General features: G+C 69.1%; 18 protein-coding genes. 11 read left to right on the top strand and 7 right to left on the bottom strand.

Annotated features, from left to right (window positions below; genetic code table 11):
* Positions 1 to 158 precede the first annotated feature (158 nt).
* From yccS to purH, 3 genes are all read right to left on the bottom strand, one after another.
* On the bottom strand, positions 159 to 2,372 hold the full coding sequence (yccS, locus tag XcodCFBP4690_RS13900; RefSeq protein WP_167394626.1) for a YccS family putative transporter: 2,214 nt from the start codon (positions 2,370 to 2,372) through the stop codon (positions 159 to 161).
* A 336-nt stretch (positions 2,373 to 2,708) separates the two neighbouring features.
* On the bottom strand, positions 2,709 to 4,004 hold the full coding sequence (gene purD, locus XcodCFBP4690_RS13890) for a phosphoribosylamine--glycine ligase (protein ID WP_104541657.1): 1,296 nt from the start codon (positions 4,002 to 4,004) through the stop codon (positions 2,709 to 2,711).
* Positions 4,005 to 4,120: 116 nt separating this feature from the next.
* Entirely contained in the window at positions 4,121 to 5,704 is a 1,584-nt protein-coding gene (gene purH / locus XcodCFBP4690_RS13885; RefSeq protein WP_104541655.1) for a bifunctional phosphoribosylaminoimidazolecarboxamide formyltransferase/IMP cyclohydrolase, read from the bottom strand.
* Between the two features lie 73 nt (positions 5,705 to 5,777).
* Between purH and XcodCFBP4690_RS13880 the strand changes: the two genes are divergently transcribed.
* The 8 genes from XcodCFBP4690_RS13880 (at position 5,778) to XcodCFBP4690_RS13845 (ending at position 13,760) form a co-directional block, all read left to right on the top strand.
* On the top strand, positions 5,778 to 6,392 hold the full coding sequence (locus XcodCFBP4690_RS13880) for a CDP-alcohol phosphatidyltransferase family protein (RefSeq protein WP_104541653.1): 615 nt from the start codon (positions 5,778 to 5,780) through the stop codon (positions 6,390 to 6,392).
* 87 nt (positions 6,393 to 6,479) lie between these two features.
* A complete protein-coding gene (locus XcodCFBP4690_RS13875) occupies positions 6,480 to 8,234 on the top strand; it encodes a bifunctional alpha/beta hydrolase/class I SAM-dependent methyltransferase (protein ID WP_104541651.1) in 1,755 nt (584 codons plus the stop codon).
* Positions 8,231 to 9,568, top strand: a complete 1,338-nt coding sequence (locus XcodCFBP4690_RS13870; RefSeq protein WP_104541649.1) for a phosphatase PAP2/dual specificity phosphatase family protein — start codon at positions 8,231 to 8,233, stop codon at positions 9,566 to 9,568. Before XcodCFBP4690_RS13875 ends, XcodCFBP4690_RS13870 begins: the two co-directional genes overlap by 4 nt.
* Positions 9,565 to 10,011, top strand: coding sequence for a hypothetical protein (locus XcodCFBP4690_RS13865; RefSeq protein ID WP_104541647.1), 447 nt, complete (start codon positions 9,565 to 9,567; stop codon positions 10,009 to 10,011). The genes XcodCFBP4690_RS13870 and XcodCFBP4690_RS13865 overlap by 4 nt, the downstream gene beginning before the upstream one ends.
* Complete coding sequence (locus tag XcodCFBP4690_RS13860; RefSeq protein ID WP_104541645.1) at positions 10,008 to 11,516, top strand: TIGR04222 domain-containing membrane protein; 1,509 nt, start codon at positions 10,008 to 10,010, stop codon at positions 11,514 to 11,516. Before XcodCFBP4690_RS13865 ends, XcodCFBP4690_RS13860 begins: the two co-directional genes overlap by 4 nt.
* Positions 11,516 to 12,160, top strand: coding sequence for a CDP-alcohol phosphatidyltransferase family protein (locus XcodCFBP4690_RS13855; protein ID WP_104541643.1), 645 nt, complete (start codon positions 11,516 to 11,518; stop codon positions 12,158 to 12,160). The genes XcodCFBP4690_RS13860 and XcodCFBP4690_RS13855 overlap by 1 nt, the downstream gene beginning before the upstream one ends.
* Positions 12,157 to 12,789: a lysophospholipid acyltransferase family protein gene (locus XcodCFBP4690_RS13850; RefSeq protein ID WP_104541641.1), complete on the top strand. Its 633-nt coding sequence runs from the start codon at positions 12,157 to 12,159 to the stop codon at positions 12,787 to 12,789. Before XcodCFBP4690_RS13855 ends, XcodCFBP4690_RS13850 begins: the two co-directional genes overlap by 4 nt.
* The gene (locus tag XcodCFBP4690_RS13845) at positions 12,786 to 13,760 is read left to right on the top strand and encodes a phosphatidate cytidylyltransferase (RefSeq protein ID WP_167394622.1); all 975 of its coding nucleotides are present in this window, start codon (positions 12,786 to 12,788) and stop codon (positions 13,758 to 13,760) included. The genes XcodCFBP4690_RS13850 and XcodCFBP4690_RS13845 overlap by 4 nt, the downstream gene beginning before the upstream one ends.
* Before the next feature lie 170 nt (positions 13,761 to 13,930).
* On the opposite strand, the gene fis is transcribed toward XcodCFBP4690_RS13845, so the two are convergent.
* From fis to XcodCFBP4690_RS13830, 3 genes are all read right to left on the bottom strand, one after another.
* Positions 13,931 to 14,203: a DNA-binding transcriptional regulator Fis gene (fis, locus tag XcodCFBP4690_RS13840; protein WP_104541639.1), complete on the bottom strand. Its 273-nt coding sequence runs from the start codon at positions 14,201 to 14,203 to the stop codon at positions 13,931 to 13,933.
* A gap of 116 nt (positions 14,204 to 14,319) precedes the next feature.
* Positions 14,320 to 15,447: a DUF3426 domain-containing protein gene (locus XcodCFBP4690_RS13835; protein ID WP_104541637.1), complete on the bottom strand. Its 1,128-nt coding sequence runs from the start codon at positions 15,445 to 15,447 to the stop codon at positions 14,320 to 14,322.
* Positions 15,448 to 15,834: 387 nt separating this feature from the next.
* Positions 15,835 to 16,212 (bottom strand): helix-turn-helix transcriptional regulator, encoded by a 378-nt coding sequence (locus XcodCFBP4690_RS13830; protein ID WP_104541635.1) that lies wholly within the window; start codon positions 16,210 to 16,212, stop codon positions 15,835 to 15,837.
* A gap of 144 nt (positions 16,213 to 16,356) precedes the next feature.
* Between XcodCFBP4690_RS13830 and XcodCFBP4690_RS13825 the strand changes: the two genes are divergently transcribed.
* The gene (locus XcodCFBP4690_RS13825; RefSeq protein WP_410049847.1) at positions 16,357 to 16,854 is read left to right on the top strand and encodes a hypothetical protein; all 498 of its coding nucleotides are present in this window, start codon (positions 16,357 to 16,359) and stop codon (positions 16,852 to 16,854) included.
* A 338-nt stretch (positions 16,855 to 17,192) separates the two neighbouring features.
* On the opposite strand, the gene prmA is transcribed toward XcodCFBP4690_RS13825, so the two are convergent.
* Positions 17,193 to 18,113: a 50S ribosomal protein L11 methyltransferase gene (prmA, locus tag XcodCFBP4690_RS13820; RefSeq protein ID WP_104541772.1), complete on the bottom strand. Its 921-nt coding sequence runs from the start codon at positions 18,111 to 18,113 to the stop codon at positions 17,193 to 17,195.
* Between the two features lie 517 nt (positions 18,114 to 18,630).
* Between prmA and XcodCFBP4690_RS13815 the strand changes: the two genes are divergently transcribed.
* Positions 18,631 to 19,554: a hypothetical protein gene (locus XcodCFBP4690_RS13815; RefSeq protein WP_104541632.1), complete on the top strand. Its 924-nt coding sequence runs from the start codon at positions 18,631 to 18,633 to the stop codon at positions 19,552 to 19,554.
* Positions 19,551 to 19,916: a hypothetical protein gene (locus XcodCFBP4690_RS13810; RefSeq protein WP_104541630.1), complete on the top strand. Its 366-nt coding sequence runs from the start codon at positions 19,551 to 19,553 to the stop codon at positions 19,914 to 19,916. Before XcodCFBP4690_RS13815 ends, XcodCFBP4690_RS13810 begins: the two co-directional genes overlap by 4 nt.
* The last annotated feature ends 311 nt before the right edge of the window (positions 19,917 to 20,227 follow it).

The raw sequence follows: 20,227 nt of genomic DNA, 5'->3' as shown, positions 1-20,227 counted from the left end.
CGGTGCAGCCACGCCTGCATCGGGTGCCGACAACGCAACGCACCAGGCAGCGTGCGCACGCAGCGCCAGCAATCTTCAGACAGGTGCTGACGTGCCAAGGCCGTGATGCAAGCCGGCCTGGTAGCGCCGGTTCGGCATGCTGTCACCCGGAGCGCGGGTCATGCGCGCTGCAGTTCCTTGGCGGCGGCGTTGTCGGCCGGTGCCTCGGTGACCGCCAGCGCTGCAGCGCGCAGCTTGGGCAGCAGGCGCAGGGTCAGCGCCAGTTGGTCGCGCACCAGACGCTGCTTGGGCGGCAGCTGCACGGCGTGCTGTTCGAGCGCTTCGGCCATGGCCAGTTCTTCGCGTTCGTCGTGCAGCGGCAGCGGTTGGCGCTGGCCCAATGCAGTGGCGAGCGCGCCGAGCGTGCGCTGCAGATACTCGCCGGCCCGGGCGATGCTGGCATCGTGTTCGCCCTCCAGCGCGGCGCGGTGCGCGCCGAGCGCGGAGAGATAGCCGAGCAAGGTATTGGACAGCGCCAGGAAGCGGAACCCCGCCTCCAGGTTGCGCCGGTAGCGGCCCGGCTCGCGCAGCATGTTGGACAGCGCCACCGACAGCGCGGCATCGGCGTTGTGCATGTCGCGGCGCGCGATGCGGTAGGGCAGGTCGTCGCGCATACCGCTGGCATATTGCTCCAGCACCTGGCCCAGGTAACGCGCGCAGCTGGCCAGCACCGTGGCCATCACCTGGTTGAGCCGGCGGCCCTGCCAGTCGGGCAGGATCAGGAACGATGCCGCCGCAGCGATGGCACAGCCGATCACGGTGTCGATCAGGCGCGGCCAGATCAGCACGAAGCCATTGCCGAGCAGGTTGAAGCAGAACAACGCCATCACCGTGATGCCGGCGGTGGCCAGCATGTAGCGGTCGGTGCGCGCGATGAAGAACACCAGCGTGGCCACCAATGCCAGCAGCAGTTGCACTTGCGTGCCGGGGAACAACTGCATCAGCGCCCAGGTGGCGACCAGGCCGATCAGGGTGCCGGCAATGCGCTGCACCAGCCGCAGCCGGGTGGCGCCGTAGTTAGGGCGACAGACGAACGCGGTGGTGAGCAGGATCCAGTAACCGTTGTCGGCATGGATGGACTGCATCACCGCATAGCCCACCACCAGTGCGATGGCCATGCGCAGCCCGTGCCGGAACAGCACCGAGCCGGGGGTGAGTTGCTGGCCCAGGCGCGCGGCCATTTCGCGCAGGGTATGCGGCGAGGAATCGCGGAGGCGGGTATCGAGGTTGTCGCTGGTGGAATCGGACTGCGCCGCTTCGGACAGGCGCCGTTCGATGGTCTGCAGGTTGGTCACCAGCAGCTCCAGTGCGCCCAGCAGGCGCGCAAGCGCCGGATCGGCGCGCGCGTGCAGGTAATCCAGCGACTGGCGCAGGTCTTCGGTGGCCAGGCGGCTGTTGTCGCCGTAGTCGAATGGCTGGCGCAGGCGGATCGCTTCGCCCAGCGCCGCGCAAGCCTTGCCCTGCAGCGCGAGCAGACGCTGGCAGCGGTACAGCACATCGCTATGGAAGAACGCCTCGGTCAGCGCTTCGTAGGGGTAATGCGAGGAACTGGCGCGCTCGTGGAATTCCTGCGCCATGTAATACAGCCGGAAATACAGGCCCGACTGCACGCCCGGCCGGCCGGAGCGGCCGAAGCGGCTGATGATGGCGGTCTTGGCAGCGTTGAGCGCGGCCACCACGCGGGCATTCTGCTCGGCCAGCGCCAGCCGGCGCGCATGCAGGTCGCTTTGCCGCACCGGTTCGAACAGATCGGCCTTGCGCCGCAGATACAGGCCCAGCTCGAAGAACAGCCGCGACAATCGCTCGCGCACCGGGCGGTTGGCGAACAGGATGGTCCACAGGATCGACAGCACGCCGTACCAGCCGGCGCCGATCATCAGCAATGCCGCGCCTTGCCAGGCGATGCGCGGATCGTGGCTGCCATGTTGATCCATACCGATCATGGCGTAGATCGACAAGGCCACCGTGGCCTGCGCGATCGAGGCATAGCGCTCGCCCAGCGCGCCCAGCAGCGTGAGCGAGAACGTGGCCAGCGCCATGCCGATCACGAACGGCAGTGGGTAGGGGAACAGCAGCGTCACCGCCGCTGCGGCCGCGGCAAAACACAGCAACGACAGCAGCACCGATTTCGTTCGGCCCAGCCAGTTGTCGTCGGTCTCGGCGATGGCGCTGGCGATGATGCCCAGGAACAGCGCCGGCACTGCGGTCAGTTCCTGCCGGTACCAGCACACGCCCAGCGCCACCGCCAATGCGATGAACACACGCAGGCCGTAGCTGGCCTTTTCATGGGCCCACAGGCGGCTGAGGCGGGTTTCGAAGGACGTGGCGGCCACGGTCTCGGCAAGGGCAGGCGTGACCGGCATTATTGCCGCAGGCACGCGCCGCCGGTGTGGACAGGGGCTAGTCCTTTGTCAGTAGCCGGCATGGGTGCGGACTGGAGCGGCGTGCGCAATTGCGCCGCAGCCCCGCTGCACAGCCGCCCATCGCGCTTGGCGACCTGGCAACCTGTGGTTGCGAGCTTGAATACCGCCTTCTCGGACACCACCAGCGAGCCGTTGCTCTGTTCGGCCGACAACCCGCGGATGTCCGTGCTTGCCCCCATCCGCCCTTCGGGCACCTTCCCCCGCCAGCGGGGGAAGGACGTGGCTTAAGCGGGGAAGGACGCGGCCTTAGCCCTGCGCCTGCCGTTCGCGCGCGATCGCACGCCAGCCGATGTCGCTGCGATGAAAGGCGTTGGGCCAATGGATCGGTTGCAGGCCGGCATAGGCGGCGCGCTGCGCGTCCTGCACGCTGTCGCCGAGCGCGGCCACGCACAGCACGCGGCCCCCGGCGCTGAGCACCTGGCCGTCGGCATCGAGCGCGGTGCCGGCGTGGAAGACCTTGGCGCTGGCGGGCACCGCATCCAGGCCATGGATGACCTCGCCGGTGACCGGCGTCTCCGGATACGGCTTGGCCGCGATCACCACGCCCAGCGACGGGCGCGGGTCCCACTGCGCCTGCGCGCGGTCGAGCGTGCCGTCGATGGCCGCTTCGACCAGATCCACCAGGTCCGACTGCAGGCGCAGCATCACCGGCTGGGTTTCCGGGTCGCCGAAGCGCACATTGAATTCGATCACCTTGGGCGCGCCGTGCGCATCGATCATCAACCCGGCATAGAGAAAGCCGGTGAACGGCACGCCGTCGGCGATCATGCCCTGCACGGTGGGCTCGACCACCTCGCGCATCACCCGTGCATGCACCTGCGGCGTGACCACCGGCGCAGGCGAGTAGGCCCCCATGCCGCCGGTGTTGGGGCCGGTGTCGCCATCGCCCACCCGCTTGTGGTCCTGGCTGGTGGCCATCGGCAAGGCGTGTTTGCCATCGACCATGGAAATGAAGCTGGCTTCTTCGCCATCGAGGAATTCCTCGATCACCACGCGCGCGCCGGCATCGCCGAAGGCATTGCCCGAGAGCATGTCGCGCACCGCGTCTTCGGCCTCGGCCAGGGTCATCGCCACGATCACGCCCTTGCCGGCCGCCAGGCCATCGGCCTTGACCACGATCGGCGCGCCCTTGTCGCGCACGTAGGCCAGTGCCGCGTCCACCTCGGTATGCACCGCGTAGTAGGCGGTGGGAATGCCGTGGCGGGCAAGGAAATCCTTGGCGAACGCCTTGCTGCCTTCCAGCTGCGCGGCCTTGGAGGTCGGCCCGAAAATGCGCAGGCCGGCAGCGTGGAAGCGGTCGACCACGCCCAGCACCAGCGGCACTTCCGGCCCGACCACGGTGAGCGCCACGGCCTCGCGCTGCGCCAGCGCCAGCAGGCCGTCCAGGTCGTCGACCTTGATGGCCACGTTGCGGCATTTGGCTTCGCTGGAGGTGCCGGCATTGCCCGGGGCCACGAGGACTTCGCTGACGCGTGCGGATTGGGCGATCTTCCAGGCCAGGGCGTGTTCGCGGCCGCCGGAGCCGATGACGAGAATTTTCATGTGAGTGCGGGGATTGGGGAGTCGGGATTAGGGATTGGTCAAAGCGGGATCACGGATCGGGGCGAGCAAGGGACGGTGCCACCACTCCCCACTCCCGAATCCCCAATCCCGGTCCGTCAGTGCCTGAAATGGCGTACGCCGGTGAACACCATCGCGATGCCGTGTTCGTCGGCGGCGGCGATCACTTCGCCATCGCGCATCGAGCCGCCGGGCTGGATCACCGCCTTGATGCCGGCTGCCGCCGCGGCATCGATGCCGTCGCGGAACGGGAAGAACGCATCCGATGCCATCACCGAGCCGGCCACCGTGAGCTTGGCTTCCTCGGCCTTGAGCGCGGCGATCTTGGCGCTGACCACGCGGCTCATCTGCCCGGCGCCCACGCCAATGGTGCGGCTGTCCTTGGCATAGACGATTGCGTTGGACTTGACGTATTTGGCCACGCGCCAGGCGAACAGCAGGTCGCCCAGTTCCGCCTCGCTGGGCGCGCGCTGGGTGACCACGCTCAACTCGCCCAACGACATGCCGCGGTTGTCGGCCGACTGCATCAGCAGGCCCGAGCCGATGCGCTTGGTGTCGTAGTTGTTGAGGCCATTACCGTGCGGAATCTTGAGCACGCGCACGTTGGCCTTCTTGCTGGCGTAGTCGAGCGCGCCGGCCTCGTAGTCGGGTGCGATCAGCACTTCGACGAACTGGCGATCGAGAATGGCCTTGGCCGTGGCTGCATCCAGCGTCTTGTTAAAGGCCAGGATGCCGCCGAAGGCGCTGGTGGGATCGGTGGCATAGGCCAGCTCGTAGGCATCGCCGCAGGCCACGCCCACCGCCACGCCGCAGGGGTTGGCGTGCTTGACGATCACGCAGGCCGGCGCATCGAACTGGCGCACGCATTCCCACGCCGCATCGGCATCGGCCAGGTTGTTGTAGCTCAGTTCCTTGCCCTGCAGCTGCTGGAAGGTGGCCAGCGTGCCCGGCACCGGATACAGGTCGCGGTAGAACGCGCCGGACTGATGCGGATTTTCGCCGTAGCGCAGGTCCATGACCTTGACGAAGTTGGAATTGATCTGCGCCGGGAACGGGCTGCGCGTGGGCACGGTTTCGGCGCTGTCGGCCACCGCCGAAAGATAGTTGCTGATCGCCGCGTCGTACTGCGCCACGCGGTTGAAGGCGGCCACCGACAGCGCAAAGCGCTTGGCGGCCGACAGCTGGCCGTCGTTGGCCTCCAGCTCGGCCAGCAGGTCGGCGTATTGCGCCGGATCGGTGGCCACCGCCACGCGCGCGAAGTTCTTGGCCGCACTGCGCAGCATCGCCGGGCCGCCGATGTCGATGTTCTCCACGGCCTCGGCCAGGGTGCAATCAGCCTTCACGGTGACCGACTCGAACGGGTACAGGTTCAGCACCAGCAGGTCGATCGGCACGATGCCGTGTTCGGCCATCACCGCCTCATCGACGCCGGCACGCCCCAGCAGGCCGCCGTGCACCAGCGGATGCAGGGTCTTGACCCGGCCGTCCATCATTTCCGGGAAGCCGGTGAGCTCGGCCACATCGGTGACCGGCAGGCCGGCCTCGCGGATCGCCTTGGCGGTGCCGCCGGTGGACAGCAGCTCGACCTTGCGCGCCACCAGCGCGCGGGCCAGGTCGATCAGGCCGGTCTTGTCGGAAACGGAGAGCAGAGCCCGGCGCACGGGCAGCAAATCAGTGGCCATCGGTGGGGGATGTCGAAGCGGAACAGCCGATATTGTAGGCTGCGCCAGCGCTCGAATGGACTCACCACCCCGTATGGCCTCGATCTATGCATTGAAGGGACGCTTCCAGGCGCTGCTGCGGCCCATGGTGGGCGCGCTCTACCGCGGCGGCATCACCGCCAACCAGGTGACGCTTACCGCCGCGGCGGTGTCGCTGCTGGTGGCTGCGGTGGTCTATCGCGCCGGCGCCGGCTGGCCCTGGCTGTATCTGCTGCTGCCGGCGTGGATGCTGCTGCGCATGGGCCTCAACGCCATCGACGGCATGCTGGCGCGCGAATTCGGCCAGCAATCGCGGCTGGGCGCCTACCTCAACGAAGTGTGCGACGTGGTGGCCGATGCAGCGCTGTACTTGAGCCTGCTCGGCGTGCCAGGCGTGGGCGCGCACTGGCTATGGTTGTTTGCACTGCTGGCGGCGCTGACCGAATACGCCGGCGTGCTCGGCCTGATGGTCGGTGCCAGCCGCCGCTACGACGGGCCGATGGGCAAGAGCGACCGCGCCTTCGTCATTGGCGTGGTGGGGCTGGGCCTGGCCTGCGGCGTGCTGGGCGCGCGCAGCGTCACCTGGATCGCCATCGCGCTGAGTCTTGCCTGCATGGCCACGGTGTGGCGGCGGGTGCGTGCCGGACTGGCAGAGGCGCCGGCCGGCTGAGCGCGCCGCGGTTGCCCACACAATCTGCGGCCGCGCCGTCATCGACACGACCGCTGCACCACCACTGTTCTCTTTCAGGATGATCCCATGCGTGAGGTTGTAGAGCGGCAGTTCGCCAGTTTCGATGGTGTGCAGTTGTTTTATCGGCATTGGCCGGCAGCGGCGGCAGGCGCCGCGCCCAAGGCGGTGGTGCTGCTGCATCGCGGGCATGAGCACTCCGGCCGGGTGCTGCATCTGGCCGAGGAACTGGATCTGCCCGATGCGCAGTTCTTCGCCTGGGATGCGCGCGGCAATGGCCGCTCGCCGGGCGCGCGTGGCGATGCGCCCGGCTTCGAGGCGCTGGTGCGCGACCTGGACAGTTTCATCGCCCATCTCGGCAGCGCGCATGGCATTGCGGTACAGGACATCGCGGTGATCGCGCAAAGTGTGGGCGCGGTGGTCGCGGCCACCTGGGTGCACGACTATGCGCCGCCACTGCGTGCGCTGGTGCTGGCCTCGCCGGCGTTCAAGGTCAAGCTGTACGTGCCGTTCGCTCGCGCCGGGCTGAAGCTGATGCATGCGCTACGCGGCAATTTCTTCGTCAACAGTTACGTCAAGCCGCAGTGGTTGACGCATGACGCGCAGCGCGTGGAAAGCTACCGCAGCGATCCGTTGATCACCCGCCCGATCTCGGTGCGTGTGCTGCTGGGCCTGTACGCGGCGGCAGAGCGCGTGGTGGCCGATGCGCAGGCGATCACAGTGCCCACCCAGCTGCTGGTCTCCGGCGCGGACTTCGTGGTGCATCGCGGCCCGCAGGACCGCTTCTACGAAAACCTGCGCTCGCCGATCAAGCAGCGGCACTGGTTGCCCGGGTTCTTCCACGACACCCTGGGCGAGCGCGACCGCGCGCTGGCGATCGCGCCGATCCGCGCGTTCGTGCAGGCACGCTTCGAACAGCCGCCAGTGCGCGCCGACCTGCGCGATGCGCATCGTGCCGGGCCCAGTTTCGACGAAGCCGAGCGGCTGGCCTGGCCGCCGCAACGCAACAGCCTGCAGGATCTGCGCTGGCGTTTGGTACGCGTCGGGCTGCGCCTGGGCGGAACGCTGTCCGAGGGCATCGCGCTCGGCCTGCAGACTGGTTTCGACTCCGGCAGCACGCTGGATTACATCTACCGCAACCAGGCGCGCGGACGCGGGCCGCTGGGGCGGCTGATCGACCGCAATTATCTCGATGCGATCGGCTGGCGCGGTATCCGCATCCGTGGCGCGCACCTGGGCGAGTTGCTGCGCGATGCGGCCGGCCGGCTGCGCCAGGCCGGCCAGCCGGTGCGCGTGCTGGACGTGGCTGCCGGCCATGGCCGCTACGTGCTGGAAGCGCTGGGCAGCGGCGCGCAACGGGCCGATGCGATCGTGCTGCGCGACTTCAGCCCGCTCAACGTCACCCAGGGCAGTGCCTTGATCCGCACGCTGGGCGCGCAGGACATCGCCCGGTTCGAACAGGGCGATGCCTTCGACCCGGCGGCATTGGCGGCGGTGCGGCCGGCGCCGACCCTGGCGGTGGTGTCGGGCCTGTACGAGCTGTTTGCCGACAACGACCAGGTGGCGCGTTCGCTCGCCGGCCTGTCCGCCGCGGTGCAGCCGGGTGGCTATCTGCTCTACACCGGCCAGCCGTGGCACCCGCAGCTGGAATTCATCGCGCGTGCGCTCACCAGCCACCGCGATGGCGTGGCGTGGGTGATGCGCCGGCGCAGCCAGCAGGAGATGGATGGCCTGGTGGAAGCGGCCGGATTTCGCAAGCTGGCGCAGCGCATCGATGCCTTCGGCATCTTCACCGTGTCGCTGGCGCAGCGGATCGACGCATGACCCCAGGCGCGCGCCCCACCGCACGTGCCGCGCTGTGGCTGGCAGTGCTGGGGCCGTTCTTCTTCCTCAGCTATGGCCTGGCCAATACCCTGGCCGGGCGCGCGGGCAGCGTGCCCTCGGTGGTGTTCGATTGGGAACACGGCATGCCGTTCTGGCCGTGGACCATCGTGCCGTATTGGTCGATCGACCTGTTCTACGCCGCCTCGTTCTTCGTCTGCCGCACCCGGCGCGAACTGGATACGCATGCGCTGCGCCTGCTCAGCGCGCAGCTGGTCTGCGTCGCCTGCTTCTTGCTGTGGCCATTGCGCTACAGCTTCGTGCGGCCGGACACCGACGGCGTATTCGGTTGGCTGTTCGCGGTGTTGCTGGGCTTCGACAAACCCTTCAACCAGGCGCCATCGCTGCACATCGTGCTGCTGGTGGTGTTGTGGGTGCGCTATGCGCAGCATCTGTCCGGCCTGTGGCGCTGGCTCTTGCACGGATGGTTCGCGCTGATCGGGGTATCGGTGCTGACCACGTATCAGCATCATTTCCTGGATATCCCCACCGGGCTGGCGGCCGGCTGGCTGTGCGTGTGGCTGTGGCCGGAGTGCATTGCCGCGCCCTTCGCACAGGCACGGCTGGCGCGCGAGGCACGCCGTTGGCAGCTGGCTGCGGCGTACCTGGCCGGTGCCCTCGTCAGTACGGCGCTGGCGATCGCGGTCGGCGGCGTGGGCTGGTGGGCGCTGTGGCTGAGTCTGTCGCTGGGCCTGGTCGCGTTGAACTATGCAGCGCTTGGCCCGCTCGGCTTCCAGAAACGCAGCGACGGGCGGCTGAGCCTGGCCGCGCGCTGGTTGTTCGCGCCCTACCTGCTGGCCGCCTGGTGCAACTCGCGGGCGTGGACGCGCCGCGACCCGCTGCCGCGCGTGGTCTGCGACGAGGTCTGGCTGGGCCGCATTCCGCTGCCCGCACAGCGCACCGGGTTCGCTGTCGTGGTGGATCTCAGCGCCGAACTCTCGCTGCACGCGGCACGCCGGCACGACCAGGTGATTCCGATGCTGGATCTGGTGGCGCCGCCGCCCGCCAGCCTGGCGGCGGCCGCAGCTGCCATCGAAGCCGCACGCACCCAGGGGGCGGTGCTGGTGTGTTGTGCGCTGGGCTATTCGCGCAGTGCAGCCAGCGTCGCGTGCTGGCTGGTGCGCAGCGGCCGCGCCCGGGACGTGGATGCGGCCATTGCGCAGCTGCGCGCGGTGCGCCCGACGATCGTGCTTGGGCACGCCCATCGTGCAGCCATCATGGCGGCGTGCAGCGGCCATGACAGCGACGACACTGTGCGCCTACGGAGACCGCAATGAACACTTCCCTGATGATGCTGGCCACCATGCGCGCGGTGCTGCGCCAGGGCGCAACGCTGGATCGCTTTTCGCTGCTGCTGCTGGCTGCGGCGATCGCCCTGCTCGGCGTGGCCGAGGCGCCGCCGTTGATCCAGTTGAGCTACGCGCTCAGTGCCATGGCCGGCGTGGTGCAGCGCTACTGGGCGTTTCGGGTGGGTCTGGATGCGGACCTGCTGGAGGGCATGATCGCGCATCTCGGGCACGGCGGCGGCAGCGAACAGGACGCTGCGCAGCAGCTCGATGCGGCGATGCACGCCGTCGGTCTGGTGGCCACACCGCCATCCGGCCGCGACTGGGCATCGCGCTGGAACGGCATGCGCCGCCTGCTGCGCCGGCAGCTGGCAAGCACGCTGGTGCAATTGTTGCTGTTCGCGGTGGCCTTGGCCTTGAGGATCCTCCGATGAGCAGCGAGCAAGGACCCGGTCAGCGCGAGCCGCTGCAGGCCACGCCGGCGCAGCTGGCGCTTTGGCAACGGCTGGACGGTTATCGCTTCGGCGAGGACGAGGAAGCGCTGCCGGCCTTCATACGGCGCGTGGCCAGGCAGGCGCATTGCAGCGTGGCACAGGCGCAGGAACTGGTGGACGAGTACCGACGGTTCTGCTTTCTGGCCTGCACCGACACCCACGATGTCACGCCCAGCCCGCTGGTCGATCAGGTCTGGCACACGCATCTGACCGACACCCGCGAGTACTGGCAGCGGTTCTGCCCGCAGGTGCTGCAGACCACCCTGCATCATCGACCCGGTCGCGGGGGCGCGGGCGAGCAGGCGCAGTTCCAGGCGCAATACCGGCAGACGCTGGAGCGTTATCGCCTGCACTTCGGCGAGCCACCAGCGCAATGGTGGCCGCCAGCGCGCCTGCGGCAGCCAACTGCGGCCCCGGCGCGCGATGACACCGCCGAAACCACGTTACAGGCCTTGCGCGGCGCACCGCGGCGGTCCGGGCCGCGGCGTGGCTCGCCGCGCGCGGTGATCGGGTGGGCAATCGCCGCGGTGATCGTGGGAATGGTCTGCCGCTCGGCCAATGGCGATGCCGTGTCGCTGCTGCACTGGCGCGGCGCCTATTTCCTGCCGGTGTTCATCACGCTGATTGGCCTGGCCTGGTCGATGGCGGCATGGTTGCGGCGGGTGCTGCGCCGCGGTCGCACCGCAGCCGCATTGGAGCCCGGCGAGCTGGCCTATCTGAGCGGCGGCGCCGACCGCGTGGCCGACCTGTGGTTCACCGAGTTGCTGGTGCGCGATGCCGTGTATCTGGATCGCGATGAAGCGCTACCGGCCCGGCAACGGGTGCGCTGTCAACCGCAGGTGGCAGTGCCGCCTGCGCTGGAACCGGCGCTACAGATCCTGCGCGGCACCGAGGACCTGGTGCTGGCCTTGCGCGAGTTGCGCGTGCTGGCCGCACCCCTGCGGCAGCGCCTGATCGACAAGGGGCTGTGGCTGAGCCCGGCGGCATCGTACAGGCTGCGCCTGGCGTGTACCGTGCCGGTGGCGCTGGTGTGGCTGCTTGGCCTGTGCAAGCTGATCATCGGCGTGCAGGGCCATCACCCGGTCGGGTATCTGCTTTGCCTGATGGTGCTGGTCACGCTGCTGGTGCTGGGGTTTGCGTTGGTGCCGGTGCGGCGCACCCTGGCCGGCGACGCGCACCTGGAGGCGCTGCGTCAGGCACGGCCGCGCGATGCGGCGCGCACCGGCGGCGATGCTGGCGACGCACTGGCGCTGTACGGCACGGCGGTGCTGATCGGCACGCCCTGGGCGGACTACCACAGCATGCGTGCGCCGCATGGTCACGGCGGTGGCAGTGGCAGCAGTTGCGGCAGTGGAGGTGGAGGCGACGGCGGCGGTGATGGCGATGGCGATGGCGGCAGCGACGGTGGTGGTGGCTGTGGTGGCTGCGGTGGGGGAGGCGACTGATGCAGGGCAGGCAACGACAGCAACAACGACGGCTGCGCTGGGCGCGCGCCTTGCGCGGGCGCGGCGCCACGCCCAATGGCGTGTCGTGGGTGGGCATCGCGTTTGCCGCACTGGCTGGGCTGATGTTCTACGTGGGCCTGAGCGCGCCCGCACGCGAAGGGGCGATGCCATTGCTGCTGGCCGTGCTCGGGCTGCAGGGGCGGCTGTGGTGCAATCGCATGGATGGTGTGCTGGCGCGTCAGGCGCACATGGTTTCGCGCGCGGGAGAGGTCTACAACGACGCGCCGGATCGCCTGTCCGATGTGCTGGTGTGCGTGGGCCTGGGGTATGGGCTGCAGGCGGGCCTGCCGTGGGCTGCGCAGCTGGGGTGGGCTGCGGCGCTGTGCTGCGTGGCCACCGCCTATGTGCGCATGCTGGGCCTGGCCTGTGGCACGCCGGAGCCGCGGCAGGGGCCGATGAGCCGCGTGCAGTGCATGCAATGGTTGTCGCTGGCGGCCCTGCTGGCGGTGCCGTTGCAATGGATGGGCCAGCCGCGCAGCGCGGCCTGGTTGCTGAGCGGCGCGCTGGCGGTGTTGATCGCCGGTGCGGTGCTGACGGTGGTGTTACGGCTGCGCGCGATCGTGCGCACCTTGGAGCAGACGTGATTGCCCGCTTGATCGCACGCGCCTGCAGTGGCGCCATCCGCACGCTCACCGGTGCCCGTGCGTTGTGGCGTGGCTGCGCACCGTCCAACGAGCGCCGCGTGTATTACGGCAACCATGCCAGCCACGGCGATTTCGTGCTGATCTGGTCGTCGTTGCCGGCTAGCTTGCGACACCAGGTGCGCCCGGTGGCCGCGGCCGACTACTGGCAACGCACGGCGCTGCGGCGTTATCTGATCCATGCGGTGTTCAATGGCGTGCTGATCGAACGCGATGCGGCGCGGCGCACCCGCGACCCGATCGAATGTCTGTGCGATGCGGTGGATGCCGGCGATTCGCTGATCCTGTTTCCCGAGGGCACGCGCAATCCCGACGAAGGCCTGCTGCCGTTCAAGAGCGGGCTGTATCACCTGGCGCGGCAGCGCCCGGAACTGGAGTTCGTGCCGGTGTGGATCGACAACCTCAAGCGGGTGATGCCCAAGGGCAAGTGGCTGCCGCTGCCGCTGCTGTGCACCACCACCTTCGGTGCACCGTTGCGGCTGGATGCCGACGAAGACAAGGACGCGTTCCTGGCGCGTGCGCGTGAGGCGCTGCTGGCGTTGTCGCCGGACCAGCTGGAGGCACGCGCATGAGCCTGTATCTGTACAGCGGGCAGCTGCAGCAATCCTCGATGCATCAGCAGACGCTGTGGTTGTTCAGCGGCATTGCGCTGGTGCTGATTGTTGCCACGCTGATTGCCGAAACGCTGCGTTGGCGCGCACGCGAACGCCAGAGCGCGGTGCTGGACAACCTGGTCGCACGCATTCGCGCCTGGTGGGTGATGGCGGCAGTGGTGGGTATCGCGTTCGTGTTCGGCCGCGCCGGGGTGATCGTGCTGTTCGCGCTGGTGTCGCTGTTTGCGCTGCGCGAGTTCATCACGCTCACGCCCACCCGGCGCGGCGATTACTACGCGCTGCTGGCGGCGTTCTACATCGTGCTGCCCTGGCAGTACGGGCTGGTGTGGACCGGCTGGTACGGCATGTACACGCTGCTGATTCCGGTCTATGCGTTCCTGGTGCTGCCGATCCTGGCCACCATCGGCGGCGACACCACGCGCTATCTGGAGCGTACCGCCAAGGTGCAGTGGGGCCTGATGATCTGCGTGTTCTGCATCTCGCACGTGCCGGCCCTGTTGAACCTGGAAATTCCCGGTTATGCCGGACGCAATCTGCTGTTGATCGCGTTCCTGGTGATCGTGGTGCAGTCCTCGGACGTGTTGCAGTACGTGTGGGGCAAGCTGGCCGGCCGCCACCTGATCGCGCCGAAGCTTTCGCCTTCCAAAACCGTGGAGGGTTTCATCGGCGGCGTGCTGTCGGCCAGCCTACTCGGCATGGCGCTGTGGTGGATCACTCCGTTCGCGCCCTGGCATGCATTCGGGCTGGCGCTGGTAGCCAACCTGATGGGCTTCTTCGGCGGGCTGGTGATGTCGGCGATCAAGCGCGACCGCGGCATCAAGGACTGGGGCCACATGATCGAAGGCCACGGCGGCGTACTCGATCGCCTGGATTCGGTGTGCTTCGCCGCCCCGGTGTTCTTCCATCTGATCCGCTACGGCTGGGCGTGAGCGGCTGCACGTCGGCGCCAGCCAGGCGCTGATCGGCCAGCAGCAGCGTCTTGCCCACCGCAACGTCGAGCTGCATCGACTCATCCATCGCATCGGCAACCTCGTGCACGCCACGCCTCGCGGCGGCACGCTTTTACGAATCCCGAATCCCGAATCCCGAATCCCGCCCCTCAGCTCAACCCATACTCTTTGAGCTTCTTGCGCAAGGTCGCGCGATGGATGCCCAGCATCGCGGCCGCGCGGCTCTGGTTGCCTTCGCAATGGTTGAGCACTTCGACGAACAACGGGATTTCCATTTCGCGCAACACGATCTCGTACACGTCGTCCGCATCGCTGCCGTCCAGGTCGCGCAGATACCGGCGCACGGACTGCGCCACGTGTTCGCGCAGCGGCGACTTGGGGGCGCCACGACTGCTGTCAGGACGAGAGGGGGCTGCGTTCAAAGGAAGTTCCCAGTGTCACGAAGCCGGGACGCGTGGCCGGCGAGGGGGAGTGAGTCTAGCGCGTGACCTCCCCGCTCGCCACGCCCATGTGGCCAGCGGCCGCAGGTTGCGGTCGCTTAGCGGAAATCGAAGCTGAAGGCGGCCGTGCTCGCGGCCGGTTCGCGCACGCGAAACGCCACCTGCACCGCCTGGCCGGGAGCGAGCGTGTCCTGTTCGGCCGGCGCCTGCCCCAGATACTCCTGCGGGGCCAGCACGCGCGTGCCGATCACCCGGCCATCGACGTCGGACAGCGACAGCTGCAGCCAGGGCCAGGCCTGCGCCCAGCGGGCATCGTTGCGGAAACTGGCCTGGATCTGCAGCACACCGGGCATGCCGGGCAGTGGCCGCACCTCGCGATTGAGCAGGGTCAGCGCGGCCGGTTCGCGCCAGGCCGGCAGGCTGCAGCGCAGCACCGTGCAGGCGGCGCTCACCAGCGGCCGCCAGCGGGCATCGCCGGCCAGATGCGCGCGGTCGGCAATGACGATCTGCAGGCCGAGCACGCCCACCAGGCCGACCAGCAGCGCCCATTGCCGGCCGCTGGCGCGCAGCCGCGGCCGGCTGAGACCACGTCGCGCAAACGCCGGGGCGCTGGATGCGGGCAGCGGCAGCAGCGGCGTTGCGCCGGGTGCGTGCGTGCCGAGGGGGGCGACATCCGCTTCCCCCGCTACGGCAGCGCTGGCGGCGCTGCCGGTGGCAGGTGTCGTCGGCAGCGCCGGTGTGGCGGCATCCCCGGCCGATGCTGGCCGCTGGGCCGAGGTTGCTGGCGACGTAGACGCCAGCGACGCGGCAGGGGGCACGGCAGAAGCCGACGGCGCGGCAGAGGTCGGGCCCGTGGACGGGGTCGAGGTCGACGCCGGAACGGCGGGCACCGCAGGCGAAGCCTGGGTGGCCGTGGGCGGTGTTGCAGGGGCTGCCTGCTGCTGCGCTAGCGGCCCCGCAGCGGTGCCGACGATGGGCGCATCTTGCGCACCGTCACCGCGCGCGGTGTCAGGCGCGCCGGCGCCGGGTGCGGGTACCAGGGGCGAACGCGGTGCCGGTACCGGCTCCACGGCAGGCGCTGGCGGCAGCTCGGCCAACGGCGCTGGCGGCGCCTGTTCCGGCGGCTCGGTGGGCGGCACTGCCGGGGTCGGAATCAGCGCTGGAGCAGCAGGCGTGGCACGCAGGAACGTGGCCAGGGGGCGGCGCGGTGGCGGAGTCTCTGACATCGGCAGGCGTGCAGCGGAGAAGAGCCCTATTCAACCACGCGCGCCTCCAGGCGCGAACGTCTACGTCCCGGCGCCGGCCTGATCGCAGCACTATCACGCCTGACAGGCCGCAGGTCACCTTGCTGGGGCACGCAACCTTGCCTGGAGGTACCGCATCGCGCCTGTGCGGCAGGACGCACTGCAACCCCGCACGGCAACTCCGGACATGCCGCACACCGGAAGACACGCCGGCACCACCGCGCAGATCGTCTTCATGAGCCCGCCGATCGTCGTCCTGACAGACCGTTCCCCGCACAGCTCTTCGAGGCACAAAGACCGAGGCACTACCAGCAACATCCAACGCGCCGGCGCAGGCTCTCGACGACTCCCGACTCCCGACTCCCGAAACTACCGCCGCCGCCGCGTCTTCCCGTCGGCCAGCAGCAGGTCCAGCAGTCCACTGCGCTGCCGCGGCGCCAGCGTGTCGAAGCGCGCCAGCAGTACGCGCTGCTGGTCGTCCAGGCGACGGTATTGCGCCGGCTCTTCGGCAATGGCCGACACCGGCGGGCCGAACACGCGTTCGCCGCGGCCGGTGGCCAGGTATTCGAAGGCCATGCCGCTGCGCTTGGCCAGGCCGATCAGGTTCTCCACCGACGGCGCGGTGCCTTCGGCCATCTCCCACTGCGCGACCGCGCTGCGGGTGACGCCGAGCTCGCCGGCCAGGGCTTCCTGGGTCAGCTTGGTGAAGCTGCGGGCTTCGCGTACTCGTTCGTACAGCTTGCTCACACGGCACCGGATGGAAGGCGGACAGGGCCGGGAGATATAGCCCTAGCAGCGCTGGGGGATAGTTCGTATGCCTTTCATATCTCCATATGTTTGCGATACTGTCCTCGTGTCATTGACGACGACATCACAGCGAACTCAAGGAGCGTGTTCATGGTCGAGCCTGTTGCTTCGAAGACCGACCGCGTGTCGGCCGACATGCCGCCGGCGCAGGCGCCGTGGCGGGCCGATTCGCCGCTGGATCCGGCGGTGCAGCGGTTCCGCGGCGCCACCTGCTACCAGGTGTGGCAACGCGGCCAGCACTGGACAGCCGTCGCCGAAGGCGCGCACTGGTCAGCGGCACTGGCGCCGCGTGGCTGGGCGCTGCGTCATCGGCAGTGGCCGCTATTGGGAATGGGCGGCCTGCTGGCGGTGTTGGCCGCCGGTGTGGCGCTCGCCGGTGCCCAGGCGTGGTCGCTGAGTGCCTGGGCGGTGCTGTTGGTGGCCGAACTGGTGTTGCGTGTGCGGGCGGGCCGGCATGCCGGGCGCTGGCGCAGCGACGCCCTGCGATGCGCCGGCTGGCAGCCGGTGACCCGGCTGCGCGCGATCAGCGTGGCCGATGCGGTGACCACGGCGCGGATCCGCGCCGGCCGCCCGCAGCGGTAACCGCCCGGCGCACGCCGGGCGGGCTGGGATGCGACACCATCGAAGCAGGCGCCGCCGTAGGCGCAGTGGAGCGGGGCGGCCTTGCACCGGCGTGGCTGGCGCCTCGGCAAGCGGCCGGCGCGCTCGCCGCCGTTCCAGGCCGTCGATGGCCCACCCAGCCGGGAGTATCCACCGGGGAATGGGCCGTGATGTGCCGAGCCTGCGTTGCGCGCCTTGCCCGGGTGGTGGGCAAGGGCGCCAGTAGGCCTGGCGTCGCCGGCCACGGCACGCTGCGCACCCGACCCCGGGACACCTACCTCGGAACACTCACCTCAGGGCAGATGCGTGCCGCAGTCGGCTCAGTGGCGGCGAACGCCATCGATGCGCATCCAGTCTTGATCGCGTTCGCAGCGCAATTGCTCGAACCAGGGGGCGTAACGCTCCAGCAGCTCGTCCTCCTGCCCGTGCAGGATGCCCGACATCGCCAGGCGGCCACCCGGGGCCACGCGCGCGGCCAGCAGCTCGGCCAGCGCGTCCAGTGCCTTTGCGAGGATGTTGGCAACCACCACCGGGTAGGTCCGCACCGGCTCGTCCTCCGGCATGTACACGGCCAGCTGCGCGCCCACGCCGTTGCGTTGCGCGTTCTCGGCGGTGGCCAGCAGCGCCTGCGGGTCGTTGTCCACGCCAACGGCGTCGATGGCGCCCAGCTTCAGCGCGGCGACCGCAAGAATGCCCGAGCCACACCCGAAATCGAGCACCTGGCGGCCCTGCAGCTCGCCGCTGCCGGCCAGGCTGTCCAGCCAGCGCAGGCACAGCGCGGTGGTCTGGTGCGTGCCCGAGCCGAACGCCAGGCCCGGGTCCAGCCGCACCACCGCGGCATCGGGCGTGTTGGCGGCGTCGGGCAGGTCGTGATCCCAGGGCACGACGAAGGTGCGCGTGCCAAATTGCATCGGCTTGAACAGATCCATCCACGCACGGATCCAGTCGCTGTCCTCGACCATGCGAAACGACACCCGGCCCCAGTCCAGCTCCGGATCGAAGCCTTCCAGGTCCACCAGCACCTGCAGCGGATCGCTCTGGCCATCGAACAGGGCGGTCATTTCCAGTTCCTGCCACAGCGGCGTTTCGCCCACGCCCGGCTCCAGGATGGCGTGCTCGTTGCTGTCGTCGGTATTGGCGTCGAGCAGGGTCACCGCCAGCGCGCCGACCTCTTCGAGCGCGGTCTGGAAGCGGGGCTGGGTGGCATCGGAGCAGGGCAGGGTCAGTTCAAGAAACGGCATCGTGGCGATCGGCAACAGTGAAGGCGTGCATCGTAGACCATTCGCGCCGGCCCGCTGCCGCGCGAGGCCGTGGCGGCGCGCCTGCCCGATCAGAGGCCGGTCGCTGCGGCAGGTGAGGATGGCGGCGATGCACGAGGGTGTCAGGGGCAGATGCGCGACGCCGGAATCGCCTGTCCAGCCGGGTAGCTGTTCGATCCATGGAAGCCGCTGCACGCATCGGGTATCGCGCAAGCCAGGGCGATGCCCGATGCGTCGGCATCCAGGCCAGGGCATCCAGGCCAGGCAATGGCACCCGCATCGCTGCATCGGCAGGCCGATGCGCTGCATCCGCTTTGCCGCGCAACCAAACACGCATTGCGCGCCACCCACACGCATCTCGCGCAGATCCTCACCGCATGGAGTGCCCATCCTCATCGAACCCCGCAGCAGTGCTCGCTTGGCCGCGGCCGGGTGCACGGCCGGGTGCTAGACTCCGCGCCGTCGCTGCGGGTGTGTCCGCAGCTGGGTTGCCGCTGTCATGCCGCTTGCTCGTGCCCGCCATCTCTGGCTGTTGCTCGCTCCCGTCGCGCTCGCGGCGGCAGGGTGGTGGCAGCTGCGCGCGCAACCACCCGCGGTGGCCGCCGATGCCGCGCCGGCGGGGGGCGGCGTCATGCGCGTGTCGGCTGCCGCGCCTTTGCGGGCGCCGCTCGAACACGGCAACGCCCTGCAGCTGCCATATCGCGATGCGGTGGATGCGCAGCCGGATCTGTACCGCTATGCACAGCGGTTGCAGCAGCAGGTGCGCGCCGGCGATGCACAGGCCGGGTGGCGCTTGAGCCGGGTCACCGATTACTGCGCACCGTATGCCGACAGCCCGGCCGGCTATGCCGCCGATAGCGAGTGGATCGCCGCGCACGCCACGCCGGGCGTGGCGGCCATGCGTGCCGCGCGCGATCGCGTGGCGCAGCGCTGTGCCGGTTTCGCGCCCAGCGATGGGCTCGGCCCGCGCCTGGTGGCGCAGCAACGCCTGCGCGCAGCGCGCGGCGGCAGCCTGGCCGCCGAGGCGGCCTTGCTGGCACAGGGCGAGCCGCTGCAGGCAACGCCTACCTACAAGCGCGCGCTGGTGCAGCGCGTGCTGGCTTCGCGCGACCCGGAGGCGTATCTGGCGCTGTCGCCTGCGATGGGCGCACGCGCCAGCGGCGACGACACTCTGGAAGGCTACGTGGCCGGCGACCAGTTCGCCGAACTCGCCTGGCAGGTGGCGGCATGCCGCCTGGGCCTGGACTGCAGTGCCGACAGCACGCTGGTCACCAGTTACTGCGCCAATGCGGGCATCTGCTCGCGCGAAGGCGCACAGGATTTTGTGTCGTTCGTATTCGATGCCGCGGTACCGCGGCAGGGAGCAGACAGGGTGGATGAGATGGTCGATACGCTGGTGTCCGAGCCGGGAGCGCAGTCATGAATTACCGTCGATGGGCGCACGGCGCCAAGTTCTGGTTGTGGGTGGCGCTGTTTGTGGCGTATTCGGCTGCGGCAGTGGGCATCGTGATGATCGATACCGCCGATCACCGCTATCAGCCCCTGTCGATCAGGTCCACCACCGTCGGCGCCGACGAACAGCAGCGACGGCATGGCGCCAGCCAGGTGGCGGCGGTGTATCGCGCAGGCAGTGCGATGCCGTTTTCCACGCTGCCGGCGGGCGCCACCTTCCAGGTGGTGTGGCCGGATGGTTCCACCGAAACCATGACCGTGGTCGATCCAGCCTCGTCCAGTGGCATCGTGCCGGTGCCGGGCAGCCAGCAGGGGCCCGCGCCGCGGCGTTGAGCGCTGCCGCGCGTCGCGTGCCCGATGGGGCGCTGCCGCTGCACGTCCGGTAGCGCAGGCGGCAACCGCGGGTAGGTGCGGCTGCAGCTTGACCACTCTCACGTGTGCAGATAATCGAAGGCCTGCATATCGGATCCGGCGCTGGCTTGCGCCATCCAGTCTTCGAAGCCATGGGCTCTGTAGGAGCGCACCCGGGCGCGACGGGGCTCTACCGATAAAGCCCTTTCGCGCCCGGGTGCGCTCCTTGTATCTGGACATGGTCGCCTAACAGCGTTATGTCTTCCGACTGATCATCGGAGCAGATGCAAGAA

The organism is Xanthomonas codiaei (assembly GCF_002939785.1).
GTDB lineage: Bacteria > Pseudomonadota > Gammaproteobacteria > Xanthomonadales > Xanthomonadaceae > Xanthomonas > Xanthomonas codiaei.
The sequence above is the reverse complement of the archived record's forward strand: the minus strand, read 5'-3'. Positions and strand labels throughout refer to the sequence as shown.

Bases quoted from the DNA above. Each gene is read 5' to 3' on its own strand.
- XcodCFBP4690_RS13835 (WP_104541637.1), bottom strand. From the start codon at position 15,447: ATGTCAGAGACTCCGCCACCGCGCCGCCCCCTGGCCACGTTCCTGCGT.
- XcodCFBP4690_RS13815 (WP_104541632.1), top strand. From the start codon at position 18,631: ATGCCGCTTGCTCGTGCCCGCCATCTCTGGCTGTTGCTCGCTCCCGTC.
- XcodCFBP4690_RS13810 (WP_104541630.1), top strand. From the start codon at position 19,551: ATGAATTACCGTCGATGGGCGCACGGCGCCAAGTTCTGGTTGTGGGTG.
- XcodCFBP4690_RS13860 (WP_104541645.1), top strand. From the start codon at position 10,008: ATGAGCAGCGAGCAAGGACCCGGTCAGCGCGAGCCGCTGCAGGCCACG.
- purH (WP_104541655.1), bottom strand. From the start codon at position 5,704: ATGGCCACTGATTTGCTGCCCGTGCGCCGGGCTCTGCTCTCCGTTTCC.
- XcodCFBP4690_RS13875 (WP_104541651.1), top strand. From the start codon at position 6,480: ATGCGTGAGGTTGTAGAGCGGCAGTTCGCCAGTTTCGATGGTGTGCAG.
- purD (WP_104541657.1), bottom strand. From the start codon at position 4,004: ATGAAAATTCTCGTCATCGGCTCCGGCGGCCGCGAACACGCCCTGGCC.
- XcodCFBP4690_RS13855 (WP_104541643.1), top strand. From the start codon at position 11,516: ATGCAGGGCAGGCAACGACAGCAACAACGACGGCTGCGCTGGGCGCGC.
- prmA (WP_104541772.1), bottom strand. From the start codon at position 18,113: ATGCCGTTTCTTGAACTGACCCTGCCCTGCTCCGATGCCACCCAGCCC.
- XcodCFBP4690_RS13870 (WP_104541649.1), top strand. From the start codon at position 8,231: ATGACCCCAGGCGCGCGCCCCACCGCACGTGCCGCGCTGTGGCTGGCA.
- XcodCFBP4690_RS13880 (WP_104541653.1), top strand. From the start codon at position 5,778: ATGGCCTCGATCTATGCATTGAAGGGACGCTTCCAGGCGCTGCTGCGG.
- XcodCFBP4690_RS13845 (WP_167394622.1), top strand. From the start codon at position 12,786: ATGAGCCTGTATCTGTACAGCGGGCAGCTGCAGCAATCCTCGATGCAT.
- XcodCFBP4690_RS13865 (WP_104541647.1), top strand. From the start codon at position 9,565: ATGAACACTTCCCTGATGATGCTGGCCACCATGCGCGCGGTGCTGCGC.